This is a genomic window from Microbacterium sp. SY138 (assembly GCF_039729145.1).
GTDB lineage: Bacteria > Actinomycetota > Actinomycetes > Actinomycetales > Microbacteriaceae > Microbacterium > Microbacterium maritypicum_A.
Genome location: NZ_CP155793.1, coordinates 3,339,341 through 3,358,714 on the forward strand (window position 1 = coordinate 3,339,341; position 19,374 = coordinate 3,358,714).

Sequence of the window (19,374 nt, forward strand, 5' to 3'; positions counted from 1 at the left end):
GGCGAGAGATCAGCCTTTCCGAAGGAACCAGACGCGGCGCTCCTGATCGCGCCGCAGCCAGGGCAGGAACGCCCACCAGAGCAGGAACGCGACCGCCGCCCCGCCGATCAGTCCGGCGCACGTGTCGGTGAACCAGTGCGCATTGATGAGCGTGCGCTGCCACACCATGCCGACGGCCAGGAGCACTCCGAGCACGATCCAGACGCGGCGCGCCCAGACCGCGGATGCCGGGATCAGTGCGAGCACCGTGATGATGATCGCGGCCATGCTCACGGAATGTCCGGACGGGAACGAACCGTGGTCGACCTGCACGAGCGGGCCGAAGAGTCCACCGGCCACGTCTTCGGCCGGGCGCGGCCTGTCGACGAGGTTCTTCGTGAGCTGCGACAGCAGCCCTGGGCCGGCGAGCTGCACCGCGATCACGAACAGCGCGGAACGCCAACGCCCCATCAGCGACAGCACCAGCGGGAGGAGGATCATCATGAGCACCGCCCCAGGGAGCTGACCGAGATGCTGGAACATCTGCGCCAGCACGAAGCCGGGCAGCGTCGATTCCGGCCCGACCCCGACACCTCTGCGCCACAGGTCGTCGAGGCCCTGCGTCCACGGCGCATCGGGCGCTGCGAGCACGCCGACCGCGAGAGCCACGAACACCGCGAGCAGCCCGAGAGCGGTCCACAGCATCCACCGAGGGCGCGGCGAGGCCACCGGTCTGGTGGCATCCCCGACCGCGACAGCCGTGGTCACGACGGCGTTCCCAGCAGCGGCCGCACGGAGGCGTAGGCATCGGACATGTCGCGGGTCGGCACGTCGTAGACCCGCGCGATGCCCTTCGATCCCTGGTGACGCGGCCAACCGGGGTCTCCTCCGACGATGAACGCGACAGCGGCGCCGTGCACCTCGTCAGCCAGCTCCTGCGGCGGGTTCGGACCCGCGAGCGGCTCCATCGCCGGACCGTCGAGGCAGTCGAAGAAGAACGGCACATCGAGGCAGTGCTCGGCGAAGCCGAAGTGTCCGGACGGCCACGAGAAGCGGTACAGCCAGGTGGGAGCGGCACCGCGGTCGGCGACGATCTTCAGCAGCGCCGAGCGGAACATCCGGTCCGTCAGCAGCCGACCGCCCACCCGGGCGTTGCCGAGTCCGGTGATGTCGGCGTTGGCGGCGAGGTACTGCCGACGCGCACTCTTCGGCAAGCCGAGCTTGTTCAACAGCAGCGACCTCGGCACCCAGCGCAGCTTCTTCTCGGAGCCTGCGAAGACCATCGTGAACTCGTCGTCGGTCGCACCGATCACGAGCGGCTTGTCGGCACCGACACCGGCGCGGAGGGCCTCACGCGTCGGGCGTGGCAGCAGGTCGCCGTCGACGGCCGGACCGAGCGGAAGGCCCTCTTCGACCACACTCCCGAGCGAATCAGGACCGAGCTCGGTCGCCTTCTTCTGCAGTTCGAGGATGCGGTCCTCGGACAGCGTCGAGAACCCGGCCACGGTGGGCGCGACCCGGGCCGCTGCGGCGAGTCCGCGCCCGAAGGCCTCGGCGCGGGCCGGAGCCACGTCGGCGAGCGCACCGGAGATCGCGTACACGCCGTGGAACAGATGCTGCGCCTTCTCCATGCCGAGCAGGGTCAGCACGGCTCCTCCGCCGGCGGATTGCCCGGCGATCGTGACGCGCGACGGATCCCCGCCGAACTCGGCGATGTTCTGCTGCACCCATTCGAGGGCGAGCAGCCAGTCGCGCACGCCCCGGTTCGAGGGGGCATCCTCGATCCAGCCGAAGCCGTCGAAGCCCAGGCGGTAGGAGAGCGACACGGTCACGACGCCGTCACGGTTGAAGTTGCGGCCGTCATACCAGGGGCTCGCGGGTGAGCCGGCGAAGTATCCGCCGCCGTGGATCCAGACGAGAACGGGAAGACCGGCGCCCTGCGCGGCAGGGGCCGGGTCCGGCGTGAAGACGTTCACGTTGAGCGTCGAGTCGCCCTCGACGCTCGGTTCGGGGATGAGCGTCACACCGGGGTCGCCGCGCTGGGCCGTGGCGGCGAACTCGAGCGCATCGCGCACTCCCTCCCACGGCGCTTTCGGCACGGGCGCCTGAAAACGCAGCGCGCCTGTCGGCGCCTCCGCGAACGGGATGCCCAGGAACGCCGCCGACCGCGGATTCCCGCGCCCGCCCGTGGTCGGGCGCCAGCGGCCCCGCACCCGTCCGGCGGCCGTGGCCACCTCGACGAAGTCGGCGGTCGTCTCGAAGTCGGTATCCGTCATCACAGCATTCTCCTGCTCATTCCCGGTCATCAGCGCACTCCCTTGATCGGCGCGGTCGCGACGGCGGCGAGGATCACGAACACGATCGCGAAGACGAAGAGCATCGCGTAGCCGCCGACGGACGTGATGATGACACCGCCGATGGCGGGACTCAACGCCTGCGGCACGTTGGTCGCGACGTTGAGGATGCCGAGATCCTTGCCCGCCGAGACGCCCTCGTTCGGCAGCACCTCGGTCATGAGCGCCGCATCCACCGACATGTACAGGCCGAAACCGACGCCGTTGATGATGCTCATCAGGACCATGCCGGTCATGTTCGGCTGCAGCAGCGGCATCGCGAGGCCCGCGACCATCACGGCGGAGGCGGCGTAGATGAACACCTTACGGCGCCCGACCCTGTCGCTCCACCACCCGGAGAGGGCGATCGCGATGAGCGTCGGGATGAAGGCCACGAGTGTGAGGGTGACGACGGCCCCCTGGGCATCCGCGAGTGGCAGGCCGATGTAGTCGGTGAGCATGTACAGCTGATACGCGCTGACGACGAAGTAACCGAGGATCAGCAGGAACCGCGCGGCGAACGCCCAGGCGAAGTCCGGGTGACGGCGCGGGTCGATCCAGAATCCTCGGAAGAATGCACCCCAGCGGAACGCATCCACGGCCGCGTGCTTCGACGACCAGTCGCGGTTCACGAGTGCGAACAGCAGTGCCGCCACGATCACGGCACCGCCGAACACCGCGTAGCCGATGCCGATCTGCGCGGCGAAGGCACCGGCGAGCATGATGCCGACGGTCATGCCGACCTGCGTGCCGAGTCCGATCATCGCGCTCGCCCCGCCGCGCTTCGAACGCGGGAACCGATCGGCGGTGATCGCGGTCAGGGGCGCCTGGAAGAAGTTCAGCGCCACCTGGATGATCACCCAGAACACCGTGATCCAGAGGATGTCGGTCAGCGAGCCCAGCCCGAACAGAAAGATGCCGCCGATGATCGCGCCGAGCACCATCCACGGCACGCGGCGTCCGAAGCGCGAGCGCGTGCGGTCGCTCAACGCCCCCACGATCGGCTGCGCGAACAGCGTGAACACGAAGGAGATCGTGGTCACGACGGCGAGGTTGCCGACCTTGTTCGCCTCGTCGATCATCAGGATCTGGCTGGGAAGAAGGATCGCGATGAGTCCGCCGTAAGTGGCGAACAGCGTGAGGGAGGCGATCAGCAGGCTGGGCAGCAGCCGCCGGTTCGCCGGCGGACTCGCCGCCGGCTCCCCCGCTTCGGGCGGGACGGCGCGGATGGTGCCGGTCGGCGCCAGTTCGGCGGCGGGGTCGAGCGGGGACACGGACATGTCGGCTCCTCGTTGAGCGGAATGTTGAGCGGAATGTTGAGCGGATCTGATCAATACCAAACGGCATTCGGTATTCACCCGACATGCTGACAGATCGTCTCCACCCTTCGCAAGTCATTCACGAACGTTGTTTGGTTTTTGTGATCTGGTCGTGACGGTTACCCTGGAGCCATGGCGACACGAGGGGCGTATGCGAAGGGTGTCGCCAAACGCGAGGAGATCCTCGAGGCCGCCCTCGCCGTCGTCGCGGAGCACGGATACCGCAAGGCTTCCGTACGCGAGATCGCGGATGCCGCCGGACTCAGCCCCGCGGGACTCCTGCACTACTTCGGCAGCAAGGAAGAGCTCTTCGTCGCGATCCTCCGCGCCAGAGACGACCGCGACGAGCAGGAATACGCGGGCGAAGACGCCTCCTCCGCGTTCCTCGCGGTCATGCGCCACAACACCTCGGTACCCGGTCTCGTGCAGCTGTACGCACAGCTGGCCGCCGAGGCCGGAGACCCCTCCCACCCCGCCCACGCCTATTTCCGCGAGCGCACCGAGCGGGTCGAGGCCTTCACCCGCGCCCAGGTCGCCGAAGACCAGAAGGCCGGACGGATGCGCGACGACCTCGACCCCGCCTGGGTGGTGCGCACTCTGCACGCCCTGGCCGACGGGCTCCAGGCCGCGTGGATGCTCGATCCGTCCCTCGACATGGCCGCCGAGATCGAGCAGTTCCTGGTGCTGCTGCGTCCGGCCTGACGACCCGCCTCAGTCGAGCGTCGTCGCGACGGCGTGCGGCATTCTGGCCCTCATGATTCGGACCGCCTCGGGGTTGTCGTCGACGAGCACGGCGTCGCGGCCGAGCGCCGAGGCGACAGCTCCCGTCGTGCCACTCCCCGCGAACAGATCGAGCACCCGGTCGCCGGGGCGACTCGACGCCGTGATGATACGCCGCAGGATCCCCTCAGGCTTCTGCGTGGGGTAGCCGGTCTTCTCCCGTCCGGTCGTCGGCACGATGGTGTGCCACCAGACGTCGGTGGGGAGTTTGCCGCGCGCGGCCTTCTCGGCCGTGACCAGCCCGGGCGCCATGTAGGGCTCGCGGTCGACCTCGTCGGAGTTGAAGACATACTCCCGTGGGTTCTTCACGTAGACCAGGATCGTGTCGTGCTTGGTCGGCCAGCGGCTGCGCGACTTGGCACCGTAGTCGTAGGCCCAGATCAGCTCGTTGAGGAAGCAGTCCCGTCCGAAGACCGCGTCGAGCATGACCTTCGCGTAGTGCGCCTCGCGATAGTCGAGGTGCAGGTACAGAGTGCCGTCGTCGGCGAGCAGCCGCCAGGCCTCCTCGAGCCGCGGCATCAGGAAGGCGCCGTAGTCGTCGAAGCGGTCGTCATAGGCACGCAGCATCCCGCGTACGCGCTCGTACGCATGGCCGTGGAAGCCGTGCCGCACCTCGGTCCCCGGCTCGGACTCGCCGGCACCCGGGGCAGAACTCAGGACGACCGGCTCCGCGTTCCCGGTTCGGACGGCTGCCGTGCCTGAATCCGCGCTCTCCTCCTGAGTCATGAACGTCCGCCGCGCAGTGACCACCTGCCGCTCCTGCGTGCGGCCGGTGTTGAACGGCGGATCGAGGTACACCAGGCTGAAGGACCCGGAGGGCAGGGTCGCCGCGACGGCGAGGTTGTCGCCCTCGACGATCGTCACCGCCCCCGGCACGACCGGCGCGATCACCGGCATGACGTCAGGCGCCGCGCCCTGCGGGTCCGCCGCGGCGGGAACAACCGGGTCCGGCGCCGTCACGGCACCCGATGCAGCCACGCCTCGGTGGCGAACTTCGACTCGACGAGCGCCTCGGCGTCGGCGTACTCGTCCGCAGAGATCGAACCGGTCTCGGCATGGGTCAGCGAGCGGAAGGTGTCCTTGAAGCGCTCGATAATCTCGGCGCGCTCGAGTCCGGTCTGGCTGCGCAGCGGATCGACGCGCTTGGCGGCGGATGCAGTGCCCTTGTCGCTGAGCTTCTCGCGGCCGATGCGCAGCACCTCGGTCATCATCTGCCCGTCGATGTCGTACGAGAGGGTGGCGTGGTGCAGGACGCCGCCGTTGGCGAGGCGCTTCTGGGCGGCACCGCCGATCTTGCCGGTCGGGCTCGCGATGTCGTTGAGCGGCTGGTAGACCGCGTCGATGCCGAGCGAGCGCAGCGCCTGCAGCACCCAGTCGTCGAGGAAGGCGTAGGAGTCGGCGAAGGTCATCCCCGCGACCAGGGATGCCGGCACATAGAGCGAGTACGTGATGATCTGCCCGGCGGCCATGAGCATCGCACCCCCGCCGGAGATGCGGCGGACGACGTCGAATCCGTGCTTCGCGGCACCCTCGGGGTCGACCTCGTTGCGGTACGACTGGAACGAGCCGATCACCACGGCCGACTCGTCCCACTCCCAGATGCGCAGGGTGGGTCGGCGGCGCCCTTCGCCCACGCGGGAGGTGAGCACCTCGTCGAGGGCCAGGTTCATGCGCGGCGAGACCGCCTTCTCGTGCACGATCTCCCAGTCGAAGTCACGCCACCCCGGGGCGGTCACGAGTGCGCGGCGCACCGCGGTGCCCACGGCTTCGGGCGTGAAGCCGAGCAGCTGAGCCCCGTCGGGGAGGGCTTCGCGCACTGCGGTCGCGATCGCGGTCGCATCGGACTCCACGGGCAGCCCGTCGACCGCGGCGTTGATGTCGTCGAGCGCCGAGTCGGGTTCGAGGAAGAAGTCTCCGGCGAGGCGGAAGCGCGAGATCCGGTCGTCTTCGATCTCGAGGTCGACGACGACGAGCTTTCCCCCTGGGACCTTGTATTCACCGTGCACGGTTCCAGCTTAAGGCGCGCAGCCCTCGTTCCGGCGGTCAGCCTCCGAGCACCACCACGCGCTCTCCCGCCCTGATCGGCGTCGAATACCTGTTGCCGGCAGGCGGCAGCGGGCACACGAACTGATCCGAGAACGCGCACGGTGGCAGATAGGCGCGGTTGAAGTCGATCACGGCCGTGCCGTCGGCGGCGGGTTCGTCGACAGGGAGGAAGCGGAAGCGGTAGGTCTCGAGCCCGTTCGTCCCGTCGGCGAACACGGCGCTCAACGCGCCCTGAGCACTCCTGGTCACGGTGAGCGTCTGCGGCGCCCCCGCCAGCTCGAACCGCAGCCGCCCGGCGACGGGAGTCTCGCGCGCATCGCCGTCGACCGAGGTGATCACGATCCGCTCGTCCGGGGTCTCCTCGAACACGGCCGGCAGCCGCCAGCGCTCATCGGGGGCGTAGGCGTCGATCGCCGTGAACCACTCGCGCTGCGGGCGCGCCGGATTCAGCACACGCAGGGCGAGCGTGCCGTGGCGCTCGAACACCCGCAGCTCACGCCGGCCGAGACGGATGCTCTCGCCTCCGCGCAGCACGACGGTGGATCCCGCCTGGCCAAGCTCGCTGCCACGGATACCCCCGTCGCCGGTGAGCGCCCAGAGCCCGGGGATGCCGTCGACGGCCGCCGCTTCGGTGATGAGCCAGTTCGTCGACTCGAGCGCCGACGGACCGTACTCCGAGCCCGCATAGCGTTCGCGTGACGCGTGCCAGTCCTGCCAGTCCTTCACGAAGCTCAACGGAGCGCTCCCTCCCGGCGAGGGAACCGCACAGCGGGGGCTCTCCTCGCTCATGCGCGGAATATTGCCCCGAATCTACGGGGGCTCCGCGGCCGGCGAGGCGGTCGTGTCACACGCCTTCACCGCGCGTAACGCCGCGTCATACCGGCATCGTCGGAAAGATCTCACACCGAGACCCACGCTCTCCGCCGACACCCATGTTCACGTACGCGCGCCACGGTGGGTATGGGCGCGGGCCGTGGGTCTCGCCGATGGCGACGTGAGTCTCAGCGCGCGGGGATGTGCGTGTCGAGCCAGGCGAGCACGTCGGCGCGCACCTCTTCCTGCTGCAGCTCGGCGAAGATCTCGTGCCGCGCATCCGGGTAGACGAGCGTCGTGACGTCGGTGAGACCGGAACGGCTGCGGTACTCGTCGGCGAGCTTGTGCACGCTGCGGGGTCCACCCACCGGGTCGTCGCGACCCACGAGCAGCAGCATCGGGATGTCGTGTCCCAGGTCCTTGGCCGGACGACCGTAGAGCTTCGCGGCCTCGATCGGGCCGAAGAGCTTGAGCAGCGGCACGTCGGTGGTCAGCGGATCCTCATCGAACGCGGCCCAGACGGCGGGGTCGCGGCTGAGCCATTCGAGGCCGGTCGCGCCCTCGCCTGCCCAGCGCGCGTTCAGGGGCGCGGCGTTGAGCGACCCCGGCATCCGCAGTGCCGAGCCGGAGAGGATGACGGCGTCCCAGGCTTCCGGGTGGTCGTTGACGAGCATCTGCGCCAGGAACGAACCCCAGGAATGACCGAGCAGCACGAGGGGCAGATCGGGGTTCTCGTCGCGGATGATGCCCGTCAGCTGCCAGACGGCCTCCTCGGCCGCGCGCAGCCCGCCCTTGCCCAGACGGCCGAGCTTCTCCGGGCCGCCGTGCTGACGGATGCCGGTGCGACCGTGTCCACGATGGTCATCGGCGTAGACGTGGAAACCGGCAGCGGTGAGCGCCGCGATCAGCGCGCCGTACCTCCCCGCATGCTCGCCGACGCCGTGCAGCAGCTGCACCACGCCGCGGGGAGTCCCCTCGGCGGGATGGACGTCGTAGACGATGTCGACGCCATAGGCATCGGTGAACTCACGGGTATCCATCACGGTGCGAGCCTACCCATCACGCGAGAGGGCGGCTACCGGGCGAGGCGGGCGGCTACCGCGCGAGGGCATCCCGGATCGCGAAGGCGATGTCGCGATCGGTGACCTCGTATCCGCCGACCCCGTCGGAGGCGGAGCCCATGCGCACGCCGCCGTCCTGGGTCACGGCGCGCTTGGCGGAGAAGTGGATCGCATCGACCCCCGCCGCCGCCAGAACCGGGGCGCTGGCCACGTCGACGCCGCTGCCCGCCATGATCTCGATCTCGCCCTCGGCTGCGGCGACGAGGGCACGCAGCGTGTCGATGCCGTCGATCGCCGCGGACGCTCCCCCGGACGTGAGCACACGACGCAGGCCCAGCTCGCGGGCGCTCTGCAGTGTCGCGACAGGGTCGGCCGTCACATCGATCGCACGGTGCAGCGTGGCGGGCGCTCCCCCGGCCGCATCACGCAGACGCGCCATCGCGAACAGGTCGAGACGCCCGTCGGCATCCAGGGCACCGATGACCACACCGGAGGCACCGGAGGCGATCGCACGGCGCACGTCGAGCTCGGCGACCGCCAGCTCGTCGTCGTCGTAGTGGAATCCACCCGCGCGTGGGCGGATCAGCACGTGCACCTCGGGGCCGTCGGCTCCTGCCGCCTCGACGGCGAGTTCGAGCGTCGCCGGCGACGGGGTCAGTCCGCCGAGGGCGAGGGCGGTGGCGAGTTCGACGCGTGCAGCGCCGACCTCCTTGGCGATCCGCACTCCGGCGGGGTCCTGCACGGCGATTTCCAAGGCGAGCGATCGGGTCACCCCTCCATTGTGCCCGCTCCCCTGCCGGCATCCGGAAAATTAGATAGGCTATCTAAGTAATGTCTGCGTCTGATGAATCCCTCGACCTCACCGCCACAGACCTTCGCATGGCCACGTTCCGGCTGGCCCGCCGCCTTCGCTGCGCCCGCGCCGCCGACTCGATGAGCGACGCGCAGCTGGCGGTGCTCGCCGACCTGCGCATGAACGGACGCCGTACGATCTCGACCCTCGCCCAGCGCGAGCGCGTCACCGCACCGTCGATGACCAGCACGATCAACGGCCTCGAAGAGCAGGGCTTCGTCGTGCGCACCCCCGATGAGGACGATCGCCGCCGCGTGCAGGTCGACATCACCGAGGCCGGGAGCGAGATCGTCGTCGAGACCATCCGCCGTCGCGACGAGCTGCTCGCCGACATGCTGCGCGAGGTCGACTACTCCGAGGCCGAGCTGACCACGCTGCGTGAAGCCAGCGCCCTGATGAGGCGGGTGGTGGAGCGATGAGCGCCATGTTCCGCTCCTTCGCGAACATCAACTACCGGATCTGGTTCGCGGGCGCCCTGATCTCCAACGTCGGCGGGTGGATGCAGGCCACGGCGCAGGACTGGGTGGTGCTCACCGAGCTCACCGACAACGACGCCACCGCGATGGGCGTCACGATGGCCCTGCAGTTCGGGCCCCCGCTCGTGCTCGTGAGCCTGACCGGGTGGGTGGCCGACCGCTTCGACCGGCGGCACATCCTGTTCGCCACCCAGTCGGCGCTGCTCGCCCTCGCGATCGCGGTCGGCGCGCTGCTGCTCGGCGGCCTCATGACCCTGCCGATGATGTTCGGCTTCGCCCTCGGATTCGGCATCGTGAACGCGTTCGACGCTCCGGCTCGACAGGCGTTCGTCTCCGACATGGTCTCCACCGGCGACACCTCCAACGCGGTGGCCCTCAACTCCGCGTCGTTCAACCTCGCCCGTATGGTCGGACCCGCCGTCGGCGGCCTGCTGATCGTGGCGATCGGCTCGGGCTGGGTGTTCATCGTGAACGCGGCGACGTTCCTGGCGATGCTGCTCGCCCTGCTGCTCATGCGCCGCAGCCTGCTCGCCCCGCGTCTGAAGAACCGCAATCGCGGCGGGCTCGCCGACGGGTTCCGGTATGTGTGGGGGCGCAGCGACCTGCGCGTGGTGTTCGTGACGGTCTTCCTGATCGGCGCCTTCGGCATGAACTTCCCGATCTTCGCCTCGACCATGGCGCTCGAGTTCGGCGCGGGCGCCGACGGCTACGGCGTGCTCAGCTCGGTGCTCGCGATCGGATCCCTCATCGGGGCGCTCCTCGCCGCCCGGCGCGATCGCGCCAGAGTGCGCGTGGTGATCCTCGCTGCCGGAGGTTTCGGCATCGCCGCGTTCGTGTCGTCGGCCATGCCCACGTATGCCTCCTACGCCGTCACTTTGACCTTCACCGGCTTCATGATCGTGACGCTGCTCACCACCGCCAACGGCTACGTGCAGATCACGACCGACCCCGCTCTGCGCGGACGCGTGCTCGCCCTGTATATGGCCGTCATCATGGGTTCGACCCCCATCGGGGCCCCCATCGCGGGATGGGTCGCCGACACGTTCGGCCCGCGGGCCGCGATCATGCTCGGTGGCACGGCCGGGTTCGTGGCCTGCGCGATCGGGGTGATCTGGGTCGCGACCTCCGGCCGACTCCGCCGGGACGAGAACCGCCGGTTCCTGCTCACGCTCGACGAGACCCGCCCGCTTCGCGTGATCGAGGTCGACCCGATCGAGTTCAGCGACGAGGCCGCCGTGACCACGCCGATCCGCACCGCCGAGAAGCGCGACCTCGGAGACTGACCCTCGTCGCGGGATTTGTCAACGCCCTGCACGACCCGGGGCGACCGGTCGTACCGTCTGTGCATGGACGAGAACACGGAACGCACCCCCCATCCGCAGGATCCGGCAGAGGGCGCGCCCGGCGTCGGAGCACCGGACGAAGACTCCGGCCAGGGCGACGGCACCGGCGGCGCCATCCAGGGCGACAGCTCGCGCGGCGAATCCACGGGCGGCGCCATCCAGGGCGACGCCGGCCAGGGCCATCGCGCAGCGCTCGGTGGCGACGAGCACACCGAGGATCAGCTCGACGCGGACAACGCCGCCGAAGAGGACACCCTCAAGACGCTCGATCCGGATTCCCCGCCCGCCTGAGCGTGCACGAGGGCAACGCCACCGCCAGCCGTCCATCCCCAGAGACGGCCCTCCCCTGCGGTGGCGTTGCTCGTGTCGCGTCGAGCCGCGCGGGTAGGGTTCTGCGCATCGGGCCTAGGCGCCCAGCACGAGCTTGAGCTGCTCCACCGCCCAGTCGAGCTCGGTCGCGCGGATCACGAGCGGCGGAGCGATGCGCACCGTCTGTCCGTGCGTGTCCTTGACGAGCACGCCCCGTTCGAGCAGCTTCTCGGCGATCTGACGCCCGGTGCCCTTCGCGGGATCGATGTCGACGCCGGCCCAGAGCCCGGCGATGCGCACGGCCGTGACGCCGTGCCCGATCAGCGGCTGCAGCGCCTGCTCCAGGTGGGCGCCGAGTGCGCGCGCCCGCTCCTGGAACTCACCGGTCTGCAGCATCTCGACCACGCGCAGGCCCACGGCCGCGGCCAGCGGGTTGCCGCCGAACGTCGACCCGTGCTCGCCCGGTCGGATGACGCCCAGCACGTCGGCGTCGCCGACCACGGCGGATACCGGGAGGATGCCGCCGCCGAGCGCCTTGCCCAGGAGGTACAGGTCGGGCACGACGCCTTCACGATCGCACGCGAAGGTCTCGCCCACGCGGCCGAGCCCCGCCTGGATCTCGTCGGCGATGAACAGCACGTTCTTCTCGTCGCAGATCTCGCGGATGCGGCGGAGGTAGCCCTCCGGCGGGATCACGACACCGGCCTCACCCTGGATCGGCTCGACCAGCACGGCCGCCGTGTCGTCGGTGATGGCCGCGGCGATGGCATCCGCATCTCCGTACGGCACCACATCGAAGCCCGGCGTGTAGGGGCCGAAGTCGTCACGCGCCGTGTCGTCGTCGCTGAAGCTGACGATCGTCGTCGTGCGGCCGTGGAAGTTGCCGGCCGCGACGATGATGCGCGCCTTGCCCTCGGGGATGCCCTTGACGCGATAGCCCCAGGCGCGGGCGACCTTGATGCCGGTCTCGACGGCCTCGGCGCCGGTGTTCATCGGCAGCACGAGATCCTTGCCCGCCAGCTCCGCGAGCGCCGCGGCGAACGGCTCCAGCCGGTCGCTCTGGAACGCACGGCTGACGAGCGTGACCCGGCCGAGCTGCTCGGTGAGCGCGGCGACGAGGGCCGGATGCCGGTGGCCGAAGTTCACGGCCGAGTACGCCGCGAGCAGGTCGAGGTAACGCTTGCCCTCGACGTCGGTCACCCACGCACCCTCCGCGCGGGCGATGTTCACCGGCAGCGGGTGGTAGTTGTGGGCGACGTGCGGCTCGGTGCCCGCCTCTCCCGCCGTGGCCGCTGTACCCGGGGTCGCTGTTCCCGTGGTCTCGTCGACCGCGGTCACTTCGCACCCCGCAGCTCGAGCGTGCAGCACTTGATGCCGCCGCCGCCGAGCAGCAGCTCGGACAGGTCCACCATGATCGGGTTGTAGCCGCGCTCGCGCAGCTGCTTCTCGAAGCCCTTCGCCCGCGGCGAGATGACCACGTTGTAGCCGTCGCTCGCCGAGTTCAGGCCGAACACCGAACCGTCCTCGTCAGAGACCAGGATCGCGTCGGGGAAGCGCTCCTCGAGGATCGCACGGCTGGCGTCGTCGAAGGCACCGGGGAGGTAGGCGATGTTCGCGCGCTCCGGGCCGCCGTTCTCGACACCCTGCACCGGATCGAGCACGGCGATCGCGGTGTCGAGGTGGTAGAAACGCGGGTCGACCAGGTTGAGCGACACGACCTCGCGCCCGAAGACCTCGCCGACCTCGCGGTGGCTGTCGCCCGTGGAGCGGAAGCCGGTTCCTGCCAGGATCACGTCGCCGACGAGAAGGAAGTCACCCTCGCCCTCGTTGACCTCCTTCGGCATCACCGTGTCGTAGCCCGCAGCACGGAACCAGTCGGCGAAGGCCGGCGACTCGCCCTGACGCTCGACGAAACGGAACTCGGGCACGTAGGCGCGACCGTCGATGAGGAATCCGCCGTTGGCCGTGTAGACCATGTCGGGGTAGCCGGGAAGCGGCTCGATGAGCTCGACCTCGTGGCCCAGCTCGATGTACAGGTCGTGGAGCTTCTGCCACTGCGCGACCGCGTTGGCGGTGTCGGTGGGCTTGGTCGGCTCCATCCACGGGTTGATGGAGTAGTTGACCGTGAAGTGCTCCGGCTTGCACATGAGATAGCGACGGTGGTGCGCGGTGCGGGCGGGGGCGGTGGAGACGGCGGCTTCAGGCGTCGACATGGGTGCTCTCCTCGTGGGACGGGCGCGGCGGACGCTGTCCAGGGGCCCGGCGGTCCTTCGACCCTTCGCTCGATCGAGCGGGCGTCGGGGAAGATGCGACTCGGGCACGCCGAGGTCCATTCTGTCACCCGCCCCCTGTACGCCGCCAGAGCGCCGCCCGTTCCCCTCCACCCCCGCCCCTGCCCCATCTCCGTCCCATCTCCGTCCCATCTCCGTCCCCGTCCCATCTCCCGACCCCGTCCCCCGACCGCCGGCCCCCCGATCCCCCGGCCCCCGATCCCCGGCCCCCGATCGCTCCGGTCGCACTTTCTGCCGCCGAAAGCGTCTGAAGGCGGCAGGAAGTGCGACCGGAACAACGCAGAGGGTGCGACCGGAACAATGCAGAGGGTGCGACCGGAACACGCAGAGGGTGCGACCGGAGGATCAGAGGGCGGAGCCGGTGACCACCAGCTTGCCGACGGTGTGGCCCGCTTCCAGACGGGCGAGAGCGGCGGATGCCTCGGCGAAGGGGTACTCCCGCTCGATCACGGGAACCACGCGGCCATCGGCGACGAGTTCGAGGAGCTTCGCCAGCACCTCGGGACGCGGCGTCGCGGCGAGTGGTCGGATGCTCCGCGAGCCGATCGACAGGAACACCGCGCGGAGCATCCGCGGGATCGGGCCGAGCACGTGTCCCCCGTCGCCCGTGACGAGCACGACCGTGCCGCCGGGCACCACGAGGCGCTTCAGCTCCCGCAACGGCATCCCTCCGGCGATGTCGACGATCGCATCGAATCGGCCGTCCGGCAGCGCACTCAGGGGCGACGTCCGGTGGTCGAAGGTGCGCACGGCACCCAGCTGCTCGATCAGCGGTGCGTTGCGGTCACGGCAGGACGCCCAGACCTCGGCGCCGCGAAGAGCTGCGAGCTGCACCGCGAACGTGCCCACCCCTCCGGAGGCACCGATGATCAGCACTCTCGGCGCGCCATCGGCGCGAGCACGTTGCGTGAGGCCGACGCCCGCGAGGTCGAGCGCCTGCCAGGCGGTTCCCCCGGCCACCGGGAGGCACGCGGCGGTCTCCGGGACGATATCGATCGGGACGGGAACGAGCCGCGCGGCGGGAACGCTCACGTACTCGCCGAGACCTCCGCCGCCGACGAGCTCACCCACCACGTCTTCGCCGATCTCCGCGCCCACGACGTCGGGTCCGACGGCGACCACGGTGCCCGCGACCTCCATCCCGCGCACCGGGTGCTTCGGGCGGGTCATGCCGAACACCGGACGCACGAGCAGCGGATCGCCGAGCAGGAGGCGCACATCGCCCGCGTTCAACGCCGTGGCGCGCACCCGCAGCAGCACCTCGCCGCGGCCGGGCGTCGGAACCGGGATGCGCTCGAGGGCGACGCCGTCGGCCGGACCGTACGTCTCCCGACGCCACGCCTTCATCGAACGGCTCATGATGATGCTCCTGACGTGTCGGGGTATTCGAAGATGTCGTCGAGCCCCACGCCGAACGCGCGGGCGATCTGGAAGGCGAGTTCGAGTGTCGGCGAGTACTTCTGCTGCTCGATCGCGATGAGGGTCTGGCGCGTCACGCCGACCGTGCGCGCGAGCTCGGCCTGGGTGAGTCCGGCCTGTTCGCGATGCGCGCGGATGGTGTTCGAGACGCGGGTGGGCTTGACCATCAGACGAGGCCCCGCCGGTAGGCGACCACCCGGGCGATGCCGCCGATGAACGCCGACACCGCGAAGCCCGCGAACATGGTGTTCGCGATCCAGAAGACATCGGCGCCGACGGCGCACAGCGCGATGACCCCGAGACCGGAGATCACGACGAAAGCCTGCTCCACTCGGCCGCCCATGCGGCTGATGTCGCGGTCGCGGATGTCGGAACGGCCGACACCGTCGGGGTCTCTCAGCCCCGCGATGATGCCCCACCCGACGCTGAGGATGATCGTCGCGACGATGCCGCCGCCGATCACCCACAGCATGAGCGGGAACCAGTCGACAGCGGTGAGCGGCCCTCCCCCGGCCTGCTGGAGCACCAGCACGACGTAGACGACCATCACGATCGGGCTGACGATGAGTCCCGCCCAGGCATTGCGCTCTTCGTAGACCATGACGACTCCGATGTAAAAGATTATTGACACGCTCAGCGTACGTCCGTCGGTGAGGTGTGTCAAGAATTCTTTACACCAGGCTCAGATCACGTCGCTGCTCCACGGGTCGAGGTTGCCGTAGCGGTGGGCGGTGATCGAGATCGACTGCTCGTGCACGAACGGCAGCAACTCGATGCGGGCGGCGGCCGTCACCTCGCCGTCGTACACCGCCAGGTCGGGGTCGCCGGCGGAAGCCGTGGCGAGCTTCGCGCGAAGGGCGGCGACACCGTCCCGCCCGCCGACCAGCCGCACCCGATCGCTCACCGGCAGCGCGACGCCCTCGGGTGCATCGTCCTGTCGCAGCAGCCGCTGCAGCCACTCGTCGTCGCTCTCCAGGAACACCGGGGCATCCAGGTCACCGAGAGCGCGACGCACCTCGCCGGGCACCCCGACCGGGGTCGAGATGACGAACTTCGCCCCTGACCGCACACCTGCGATCACGACGCGCAGCAGATCCTGCAGTGCCGCATCGTCGGTCGCGCGGACCTCGACCGGCACCGGGCGATAGCGGAACAGGTTGCGCTCGACGCCGAGACGCGAGACATCACGGACCTGCCCGAACTCGCGGTCCCAGGCCAGCGCATCCGACAAGGCCGAGCGCCGCAACCACTCGAACGACTCGTAGGCGAGCGACGACTGGGCCGCCTCGATGAGGGCGGTGATGCGGGAGTCGAGCCCCCGCAGATGCAGCGTGCTGGAGGCCGGCCCACCCGGCAGGGAACGCCAGGATCCCAGACCGATGAGGTAGTTCGGGCCGCCCGCCTTGGCACCGGGGCCGACGGAGGAGCGCTTCCACCCTCCGAACGGCTGGCGCTGCACGATGGCTCCGGTGATGCCACGGTTCACGTAGAGGTTGCCCGCCTGCACACGGCCGAGCCAGAACGCGAGCTCCTCCGGGTCCTGGGTGTGGAGTCCTGCGGTGAGGCCGTAGGCGACGGCGTTCTGCATCTCGACGGCGCGCGCGAGCGTCGGCGCATGCATCACGCCGAGCACCGGCCCGAAGAACTCCTCGGTATGGAAACGCGACCCCGGCTGGACCCCGACCCGCACCCCGGGCCGCCACAGGCGTCGGCTGCCGTCGTCCCCCGCCGCGAGCGACGGTTCGATCAGCCATTGCTCGTCGCCCTCCAGCTCGCTCAGCGCCCACGCGAGCTTTCCGGTCGGCTGGTCGATCACCGGGCCCACCTCGGCCAGCGGATCGGTGGGCTGCCCGACGTGCAGCGACCGCACGGCGTCGGCCAGCTGACGCGCGAACCGGGCGGAGCGTCCGACCGGTCCCACGAGGATGGCGAGCGAGGCCGCCGAGCACTTCTGCCCGGCGTGTCCGAAAGCGCTCTTGACGAGGTCGGCGACCGCGAGATCGAGATCCGCCGAGGGGGTGATGATGATCGCGTTCTTGCCGCTGGTCTCCGCGAGAAGCGGCAGATCGGAGCGCCAGGAGCGGAACAGCGCCGCCGTGTCCCACGCGCCGGTGAGGATCACCCGGTCGACGGCGTCGTGCGTGATGAGCTCGCGGCCGAGCTCCCCCTCCTCTATGTCGACGAGCGCGAGCAGGTCGCGCGGCACCCCCGCCTGCCACAGGGTCTCGGCGATGACGGCGGCGCAGCGGCGGGCCTGCGGAGCGGGCTTGAAGACGACACCCGAACCTGCGGCGAGCGCGGCGAGCACCCCACCCGCGGGGATCGCGAGGGGGAAGTTCCAGGGCGGCGTGACGACGGTGACGGATGCCGGAACGAACACGGCGCCGGCGATCGCGTCGAGCTCGCGCGCCTTGGCGGCGTAGTAGCGGGCGAAGTCGACGGCTTCGCTGACCTCGACGTCGGCTTCCGCCAAGACCTTGCCCGTCTCGGAGGCCGCGACCTCGATGAGGTCCCCTCGCCGCGACTCGAGTGCGGCCGCCGCACGCAGCAGCACCTCGGCCCGCTCGGCAGCCGGCCGTCCACCCCATGATGGAGCGGCCCGGCGCACGCCCTGCACGATCCGCTCGAGATCCTCGGGATCGGACACCCGGGCAGATGCGATCGTGGCGTCTCCCAGATCGGAGGCGGCGATGCGCTCGCGCACCTCGCGTGCCCACTCCCGGTTCGCGGGGAGAGCAGGATCGGTGTCGACCGTGTTCGAGAAGCCCGGAGCGCCACCGGCATCCTGGTCCAGCTCGCGCGCCGAGTACACGGCGGTCTCGAGGAACGCCTCGCGCCCGCCGTCGTCGGATCCGCGCGAGATGCCGAGCACCGCCTTGGTGAGGTCGGTCTCGGGCACCGGGGCTGCGGGTGCCGTCCGCACGGACTCGTGCACGGGCGCGCTGCGGTCCTGCGTGCGACGCGGGCCGATGCGGAGCGTGGCGTCGGCCGACCTGTCGAGCGCATCGAGGAAGCGATCCTGCTCGCGCACGAACAGCGCCTCGTCCTCTCCGAGCCGGAACGCGGCGGAGAGGAAGTTGTCCGACGAGGCGTTCTCCTCGAGCCGGCGCACCAGATAGCTGATCGCCACATCGAACTCGGCGGGCTCGACCACCGGCACGTAAAGCAGCACAGGGCCGACCTCGCGCGACACCGCCTGCACCTGCCCCTGCGCCATGCCCAGGAGCATCTCGAACTCGACGGCCTCGCGCACCCCCCGTTCTCCGGCGAGCAGCCAGGCATACGCGATGCCGAAGAGGTTGTGCCCTGCGATGCCGAGCTTCACGGCCGCGGTGTGCTCGGGCTGCAGAGCCCAATCCAGACAGCGCAGGTAGTTCGCATCGGTGTCGAGCTTGGTGTCGTAAGTCGCAGGCGTCCACCCGTGCATCCGGGCCTCGACGTTCTCCATCGCGAGGTTCGCCCCCTTCACGAGGCGTACCTTGATGCGGGCGCCGCCGTGCGCGACGCGGTCCTGCGACCAGGCGGTGAGCTCCTGCAGGGCGGGCAGGGCGTCGGGCAGGTAGGCCTGCAGCACGATGCCCGCTTCGAGCCCGGCCAGGCGCGGGTCCTCGAGGATGCGCGTGAAGACCGCGATCGTGAGGTCGAGGTCGCGGTACTCCTCCATGTCGAGGTTCAGGAAGGTGCCGTCGGCCGCCGCCGTCAAGTACAGCGGGAGGAGCCTTTCGACCACCTCGTCGACGACCTCGTCGAACGCCCACATCGAGAGGTGGCTGATGATCGCCGAGACCTTGACGGAGACGTAGTCGACATCGGGACGCCGGATGAGCCCGTGGATGCCGTCGAGCCGTCGCCGCGCCTCCGCCTCCCCGAGCACGGCCTCGCCGAGCAGGTTCAGGTTGAGACGGGAGCCGCTCTCCCGGATCCGCTCGATCGCCGCCCCGAGCTTCGCAGGTCGCGCATCCACCACGAGATGCCCGACCATGTCACGGAGCACCCGACGGGCGATCGGCACGACGGGTGACGGCAGAACCTGCGCGACACCGCCGCCGAGACGCACGGCCGAGCGCAGGTACCAGGGCAGGAACTCCGGCACGATCGGGGCGATCCGGTGCAGCTGCGAGGCTGCGGCGGTCAGGCTCTCCGGGCGCATGACGCCGTCGACGAAGCCGAGCGTGAACGGCAGCCCGTTCGCGTCCTGCAGCACGCCCGCGAGCCGTGCGGCCGCGGGGTCGGGTTCGATCGCCGCGGCCTCGATCGCCCACCGCCGAGCCAGCTCGACGGCACGGTCTGCGAGGGGTGCGGATGCCACGGCATCCGGCGGGAGGTCTGCCATGGATTTCAGCCTAGGTCTG

General features: G+C 70.0%; 18 protein-coding genes. 4 read left to right on the top strand and 14 right to left on the bottom strand.

The window, feature by feature from the left end; all coding sequences use genetic code 11:
* Positions 1–9: 9 nt before the first annotated feature.
* From ABDC25_RS16120 to ABDC25_RS16130, 3 genes are read right to left on the bottom strand one after another with little or no spacing between them, the layout of a single operon-like run.
* On the bottom strand, positions 10–747 hold the full coding sequence (locus ABDC25_RS16120; RefSeq protein WP_167255408.1) for a phosphatase PAP2 family protein: 738 nt from the start codon (positions 745–747) through the stop codon (positions 10–12).
* Positions 744–2,255: a carboxylesterase family protein gene (locus ABDC25_RS16125; protein WP_347123634.1), complete on the bottom strand. Its 1,512-nt coding sequence runs from the start codon at positions 2,253–2,255 to the stop codon at positions 744–746. Before ABDC25_RS16125 ends, ABDC25_RS16120 begins: the two co-directional genes overlap by 4 nt.
* 29 nt (positions 2,256–2,284) lie before the next feature.
* The gene (locus tag ABDC25_RS16130; protein WP_021200293.1) at positions 2,285–3,592 is read right to left on the bottom strand and encodes an MFS transporter; all 1,308 of its coding nucleotides are present in this window, start codon (positions 3,590–3,592) and stop codon (positions 2,285–2,287) included.
* A 171-nt stretch (positions 3,593–3,763) separates the two neighbouring features.
* Here ABDC25_RS16130 and ABDC25_RS16135 point away from each other — a divergent pair, with 171 nt between their 5' ends.
* Positions 3,764–4,333, top strand: coding sequence for a TetR/AcrR family transcriptional regulator (locus ABDC25_RS16135; RefSeq protein WP_021200294.1), 570 nt, complete (start codon positions 3,764–3,766; stop codon positions 4,331–4,333).
* A gap of 9 nt (positions 4,334–4,342) precedes the next feature.
* Here ABDC25_RS16135 and ABDC25_RS16140 read toward each other — a convergent pair whose 3' ends face one another.
* The 5 genes from ABDC25_RS16140 to ABDC25_RS16160 form a co-directional block, all read right to left on the bottom strand.
* On the bottom strand, positions 4,343–5,389 hold the full coding sequence (locus tag ABDC25_RS16140) for a site-specific DNA-methyltransferase (protein ID WP_021200295.1): 1,047 nt from the start codon (positions 5,387–5,389) through the stop codon (positions 4,343–4,345).
* The gene (locus ABDC25_RS16145) at positions 5,368–6,417 is read right to left on the bottom strand and encodes a biotin/lipoate A/B protein ligase family protein (protein ID WP_292762598.1); all 1,050 of its coding nucleotides are present in this window, start codon (positions 6,415–6,417) and stop codon (positions 5,368–5,370) included. The genes ABDC25_RS16140 and ABDC25_RS16145 overlap by 22 nt, the downstream gene beginning before the upstream one ends.
* A gap of 37 nt (positions 6,418–6,454) precedes the next feature.
* Positions 6,455–7,246 (bottom strand): DUF1684 domain-containing protein, encoded by a 792-nt coding sequence (locus tag ABDC25_RS16150; RefSeq protein ID WP_231494475.1) that lies wholly within the window; start codon positions 7,244–7,246, stop codon positions 6,455–6,457.
* Between the two features lie 212 nt (positions 7,247–7,458).
* On the bottom strand, positions 7,459–8,310 hold the full coding sequence (locus ABDC25_RS16155; RefSeq protein ID WP_021200298.1) for an alpha/beta hydrolase: 852 nt from the start codon (positions 8,308–8,310) through the stop codon (positions 7,459–7,461).
* Between the two features lie 55 nt (positions 8,311–8,365).
* Positions 8,366–9,103, bottom strand: coding sequence for a copper homeostasis protein CutC (locus ABDC25_RS16160; protein WP_021200299.1), 738 nt, complete (start codon positions 9,101–9,103; stop codon positions 8,366–8,368).
* A gap of 59 nt (positions 9,104–9,162) precedes the next feature.
* Here ABDC25_RS16160 and ABDC25_RS16165 point away from each other — a divergent pair, with 59 nt between their 5' ends.
* The 3 genes from ABDC25_RS16165 to ABDC25_RS16175 all read left to right on the top strand — a co-directional run bounded on the left by ABDC25_RS16165 (position 9,163) and on the right by ABDC25_RS16175 (position 11,294).
* Entirely contained in the window at positions 9,163–9,603 is a 441-nt protein-coding gene (locus ABDC25_RS16165; RefSeq protein WP_021200300.1) for a MarR family transcriptional regulator, read from the top strand.
* A 5-nt stretch (positions 9,604–9,608) separates the two neighbouring features.
* A complete protein-coding gene (locus ABDC25_RS16170) occupies positions 9,609–10,943 on the top strand; it encodes an MFS transporter (RefSeq protein WP_031207541.1) in 1,335 nt (444 codons plus the stop codon).
* Between the two features lie 63 nt (positions 10,944–11,006).
* Entirely contained in the window at positions 11,007–11,294 is a 288-nt protein-coding gene (locus ABDC25_RS16175) for a hypothetical protein (RefSeq protein ID WP_021200302.1), read from the top strand.
* 114 nt (positions 11,295–11,408) lie between these two features.
* Here ABDC25_RS16175 and rocD read toward each other — a convergent pair whose 3' ends face one another.
* From rocD to ABDC25_RS16205, 6 genes are all read right to left on the bottom strand, one after another.
* The gene (gene rocD / locus ABDC25_RS16180; protein WP_021200303.1) at positions 11,409–12,650 is read right to left on the bottom strand and encodes an ornithine--oxo-acid transaminase; all 1,242 of its coding nucleotides are present in this window, start codon (positions 12,648–12,650) and stop codon (positions 11,409–11,411) included.
* Positions 12,647–13,525, bottom strand: a complete 879-nt coding sequence (gene ddaH, locus ABDC25_RS16185) for a dimethylargininase (protein ID WP_021200304.1) — start codon at positions 13,523–13,525, stop codon at positions 12,647–12,649. The genes rocD and ddaH overlap by 4 nt, the downstream gene beginning before the upstream one ends.
* A 423-nt stretch (positions 13,526–13,948) precedes the next feature.
* Entirely contained in the window at positions 13,949–14,962 is a 1,014-nt protein-coding gene (locus ABDC25_RS16190) for an NAD(P)-dependent alcohol dehydrogenase (protein ID WP_347123638.1), read from the bottom strand.
* Positions 14,959–15,189 carry a helix-turn-helix transcriptional regulator gene (locus ABDC25_RS16195; protein WP_021200351.1) on the bottom strand — a complete coding sequence of 77 codons (231 nt, stop codon included), beginning with the start codon at positions 15,187–15,189 and terminating at the stop codon, positions 14,959–14,961. The genes ABDC25_RS16190 and ABDC25_RS16195 overlap by 4 nt, the downstream gene beginning before the upstream one ends.
* The gene (locus ABDC25_RS16200; RefSeq protein ID WP_347123640.1) at positions 15,189–15,623 is read right to left on the bottom strand and encodes a hypothetical protein; all 435 of its coding nucleotides are present in this window, start codon (positions 15,621–15,623) and stop codon (positions 15,189–15,191) included. Before ABDC25_RS16200 ends, ABDC25_RS16195 begins: the two co-directional genes overlap by 1 nt.
* Positions 15,624–15,704: 81 nt before the next feature.
* Positions 15,705–19,355, bottom strand: a complete 3,651-nt coding sequence (locus ABDC25_RS16205) for a proline dehydrogenase family protein (protein ID WP_347123642.1) — start codon at positions 19,353–19,355, stop codon at positions 15,705–15,707.
* Positions 19,356–19,374: the final 19 nt, after the last annotated feature.

Bases quoted from the DNA above. Each gene is read 5' to 3' on its own strand.
- ABDC25_RS16195 (WP_021200351.1), bottom strand. From the start codon at position 15,189: ATGGTCAAGCCCACCCGCGTCTCGAACACCATCCGCGCGCATCGCGAA.
- ABDC25_RS16200 (WP_347123640.1), bottom strand. From the start codon at position 15,623: ATGGTCTACGAAGAGCGCAATGCCTGGGCGGGACTCATCGTCAGCCCG.
- ABDC25_RS16130 (WP_021200293.1), bottom strand. From the start codon at position 3,592: ATGTCCGTGTCCCCGCTCGACCCCGCCGCCGAACTGGCGCCGACCGGC.
- ABDC25_RS16165 (WP_021200300.1), top strand. From the start codon at position 9,163: ATGTCTGCGTCTGATGAATCCCTCGACCTCACCGCCACAGACCTTCGC.
- ABDC25_RS16190 (WP_347123638.1), bottom strand. From the start codon at position 14,962: ATGAGCCGTTCGATGAAGGCGTGGCGTCGGGAGACGTACGGTCCGGCC.
- ddaH (WP_021200304.1), bottom strand. From the start codon at position 13,525: ATGTCGACGCCTGAAGCCGCCGTCTCCACCGCCCCCGCCCGCACCGCG.
- ABDC25_RS16175 (WP_021200302.1), top strand. From the start codon at position 11,007: ATGGACGAGAACACGGAACGCACCCCCCATCCGCAGGATCCGGCAGAG.
- ABDC25_RS16135 (WP_021200294.1), top strand. From the start codon at position 3,764: ATGGCGACACGAGGGGCGTATGCGAAGGGTGTCGCCAAACGCGAGGAG.
- ABDC25_RS16155 (WP_021200298.1), bottom strand. From the start codon at position 8,310: ATGGATACCCGTGAGTTCACCGATGCCTATGGCGTCGACATCGTCTAC.
- ABDC25_RS16125 (WP_347123634.1), bottom strand. From the start codon at position 2,255: ATGACGGATACCGACTTCGAGACGACCGCCGACTTCGTCGAGGTGGCC.
- ABDC25_RS16205 (WP_347123642.1), bottom strand. From the start codon at position 19,355: ATGGCAGACCTCCCGCCGGATGCCGTGGCATCCGCACCCCTCGCAGAC.
- ABDC25_RS16150 (WP_231494475.1), bottom strand. From the start codon at position 7,246: ATGAGCGAGGAGAGCCCCCGCTGTGCGGTTCCCTCGCCGGGAGGGAGC.
- ABDC25_RS16170 (WP_031207541.1), top strand. From the start codon at position 9,609: ATGTTCCGCTCCTTCGCGAACATCAACTACCGGATCTGGTTCGCGGGC.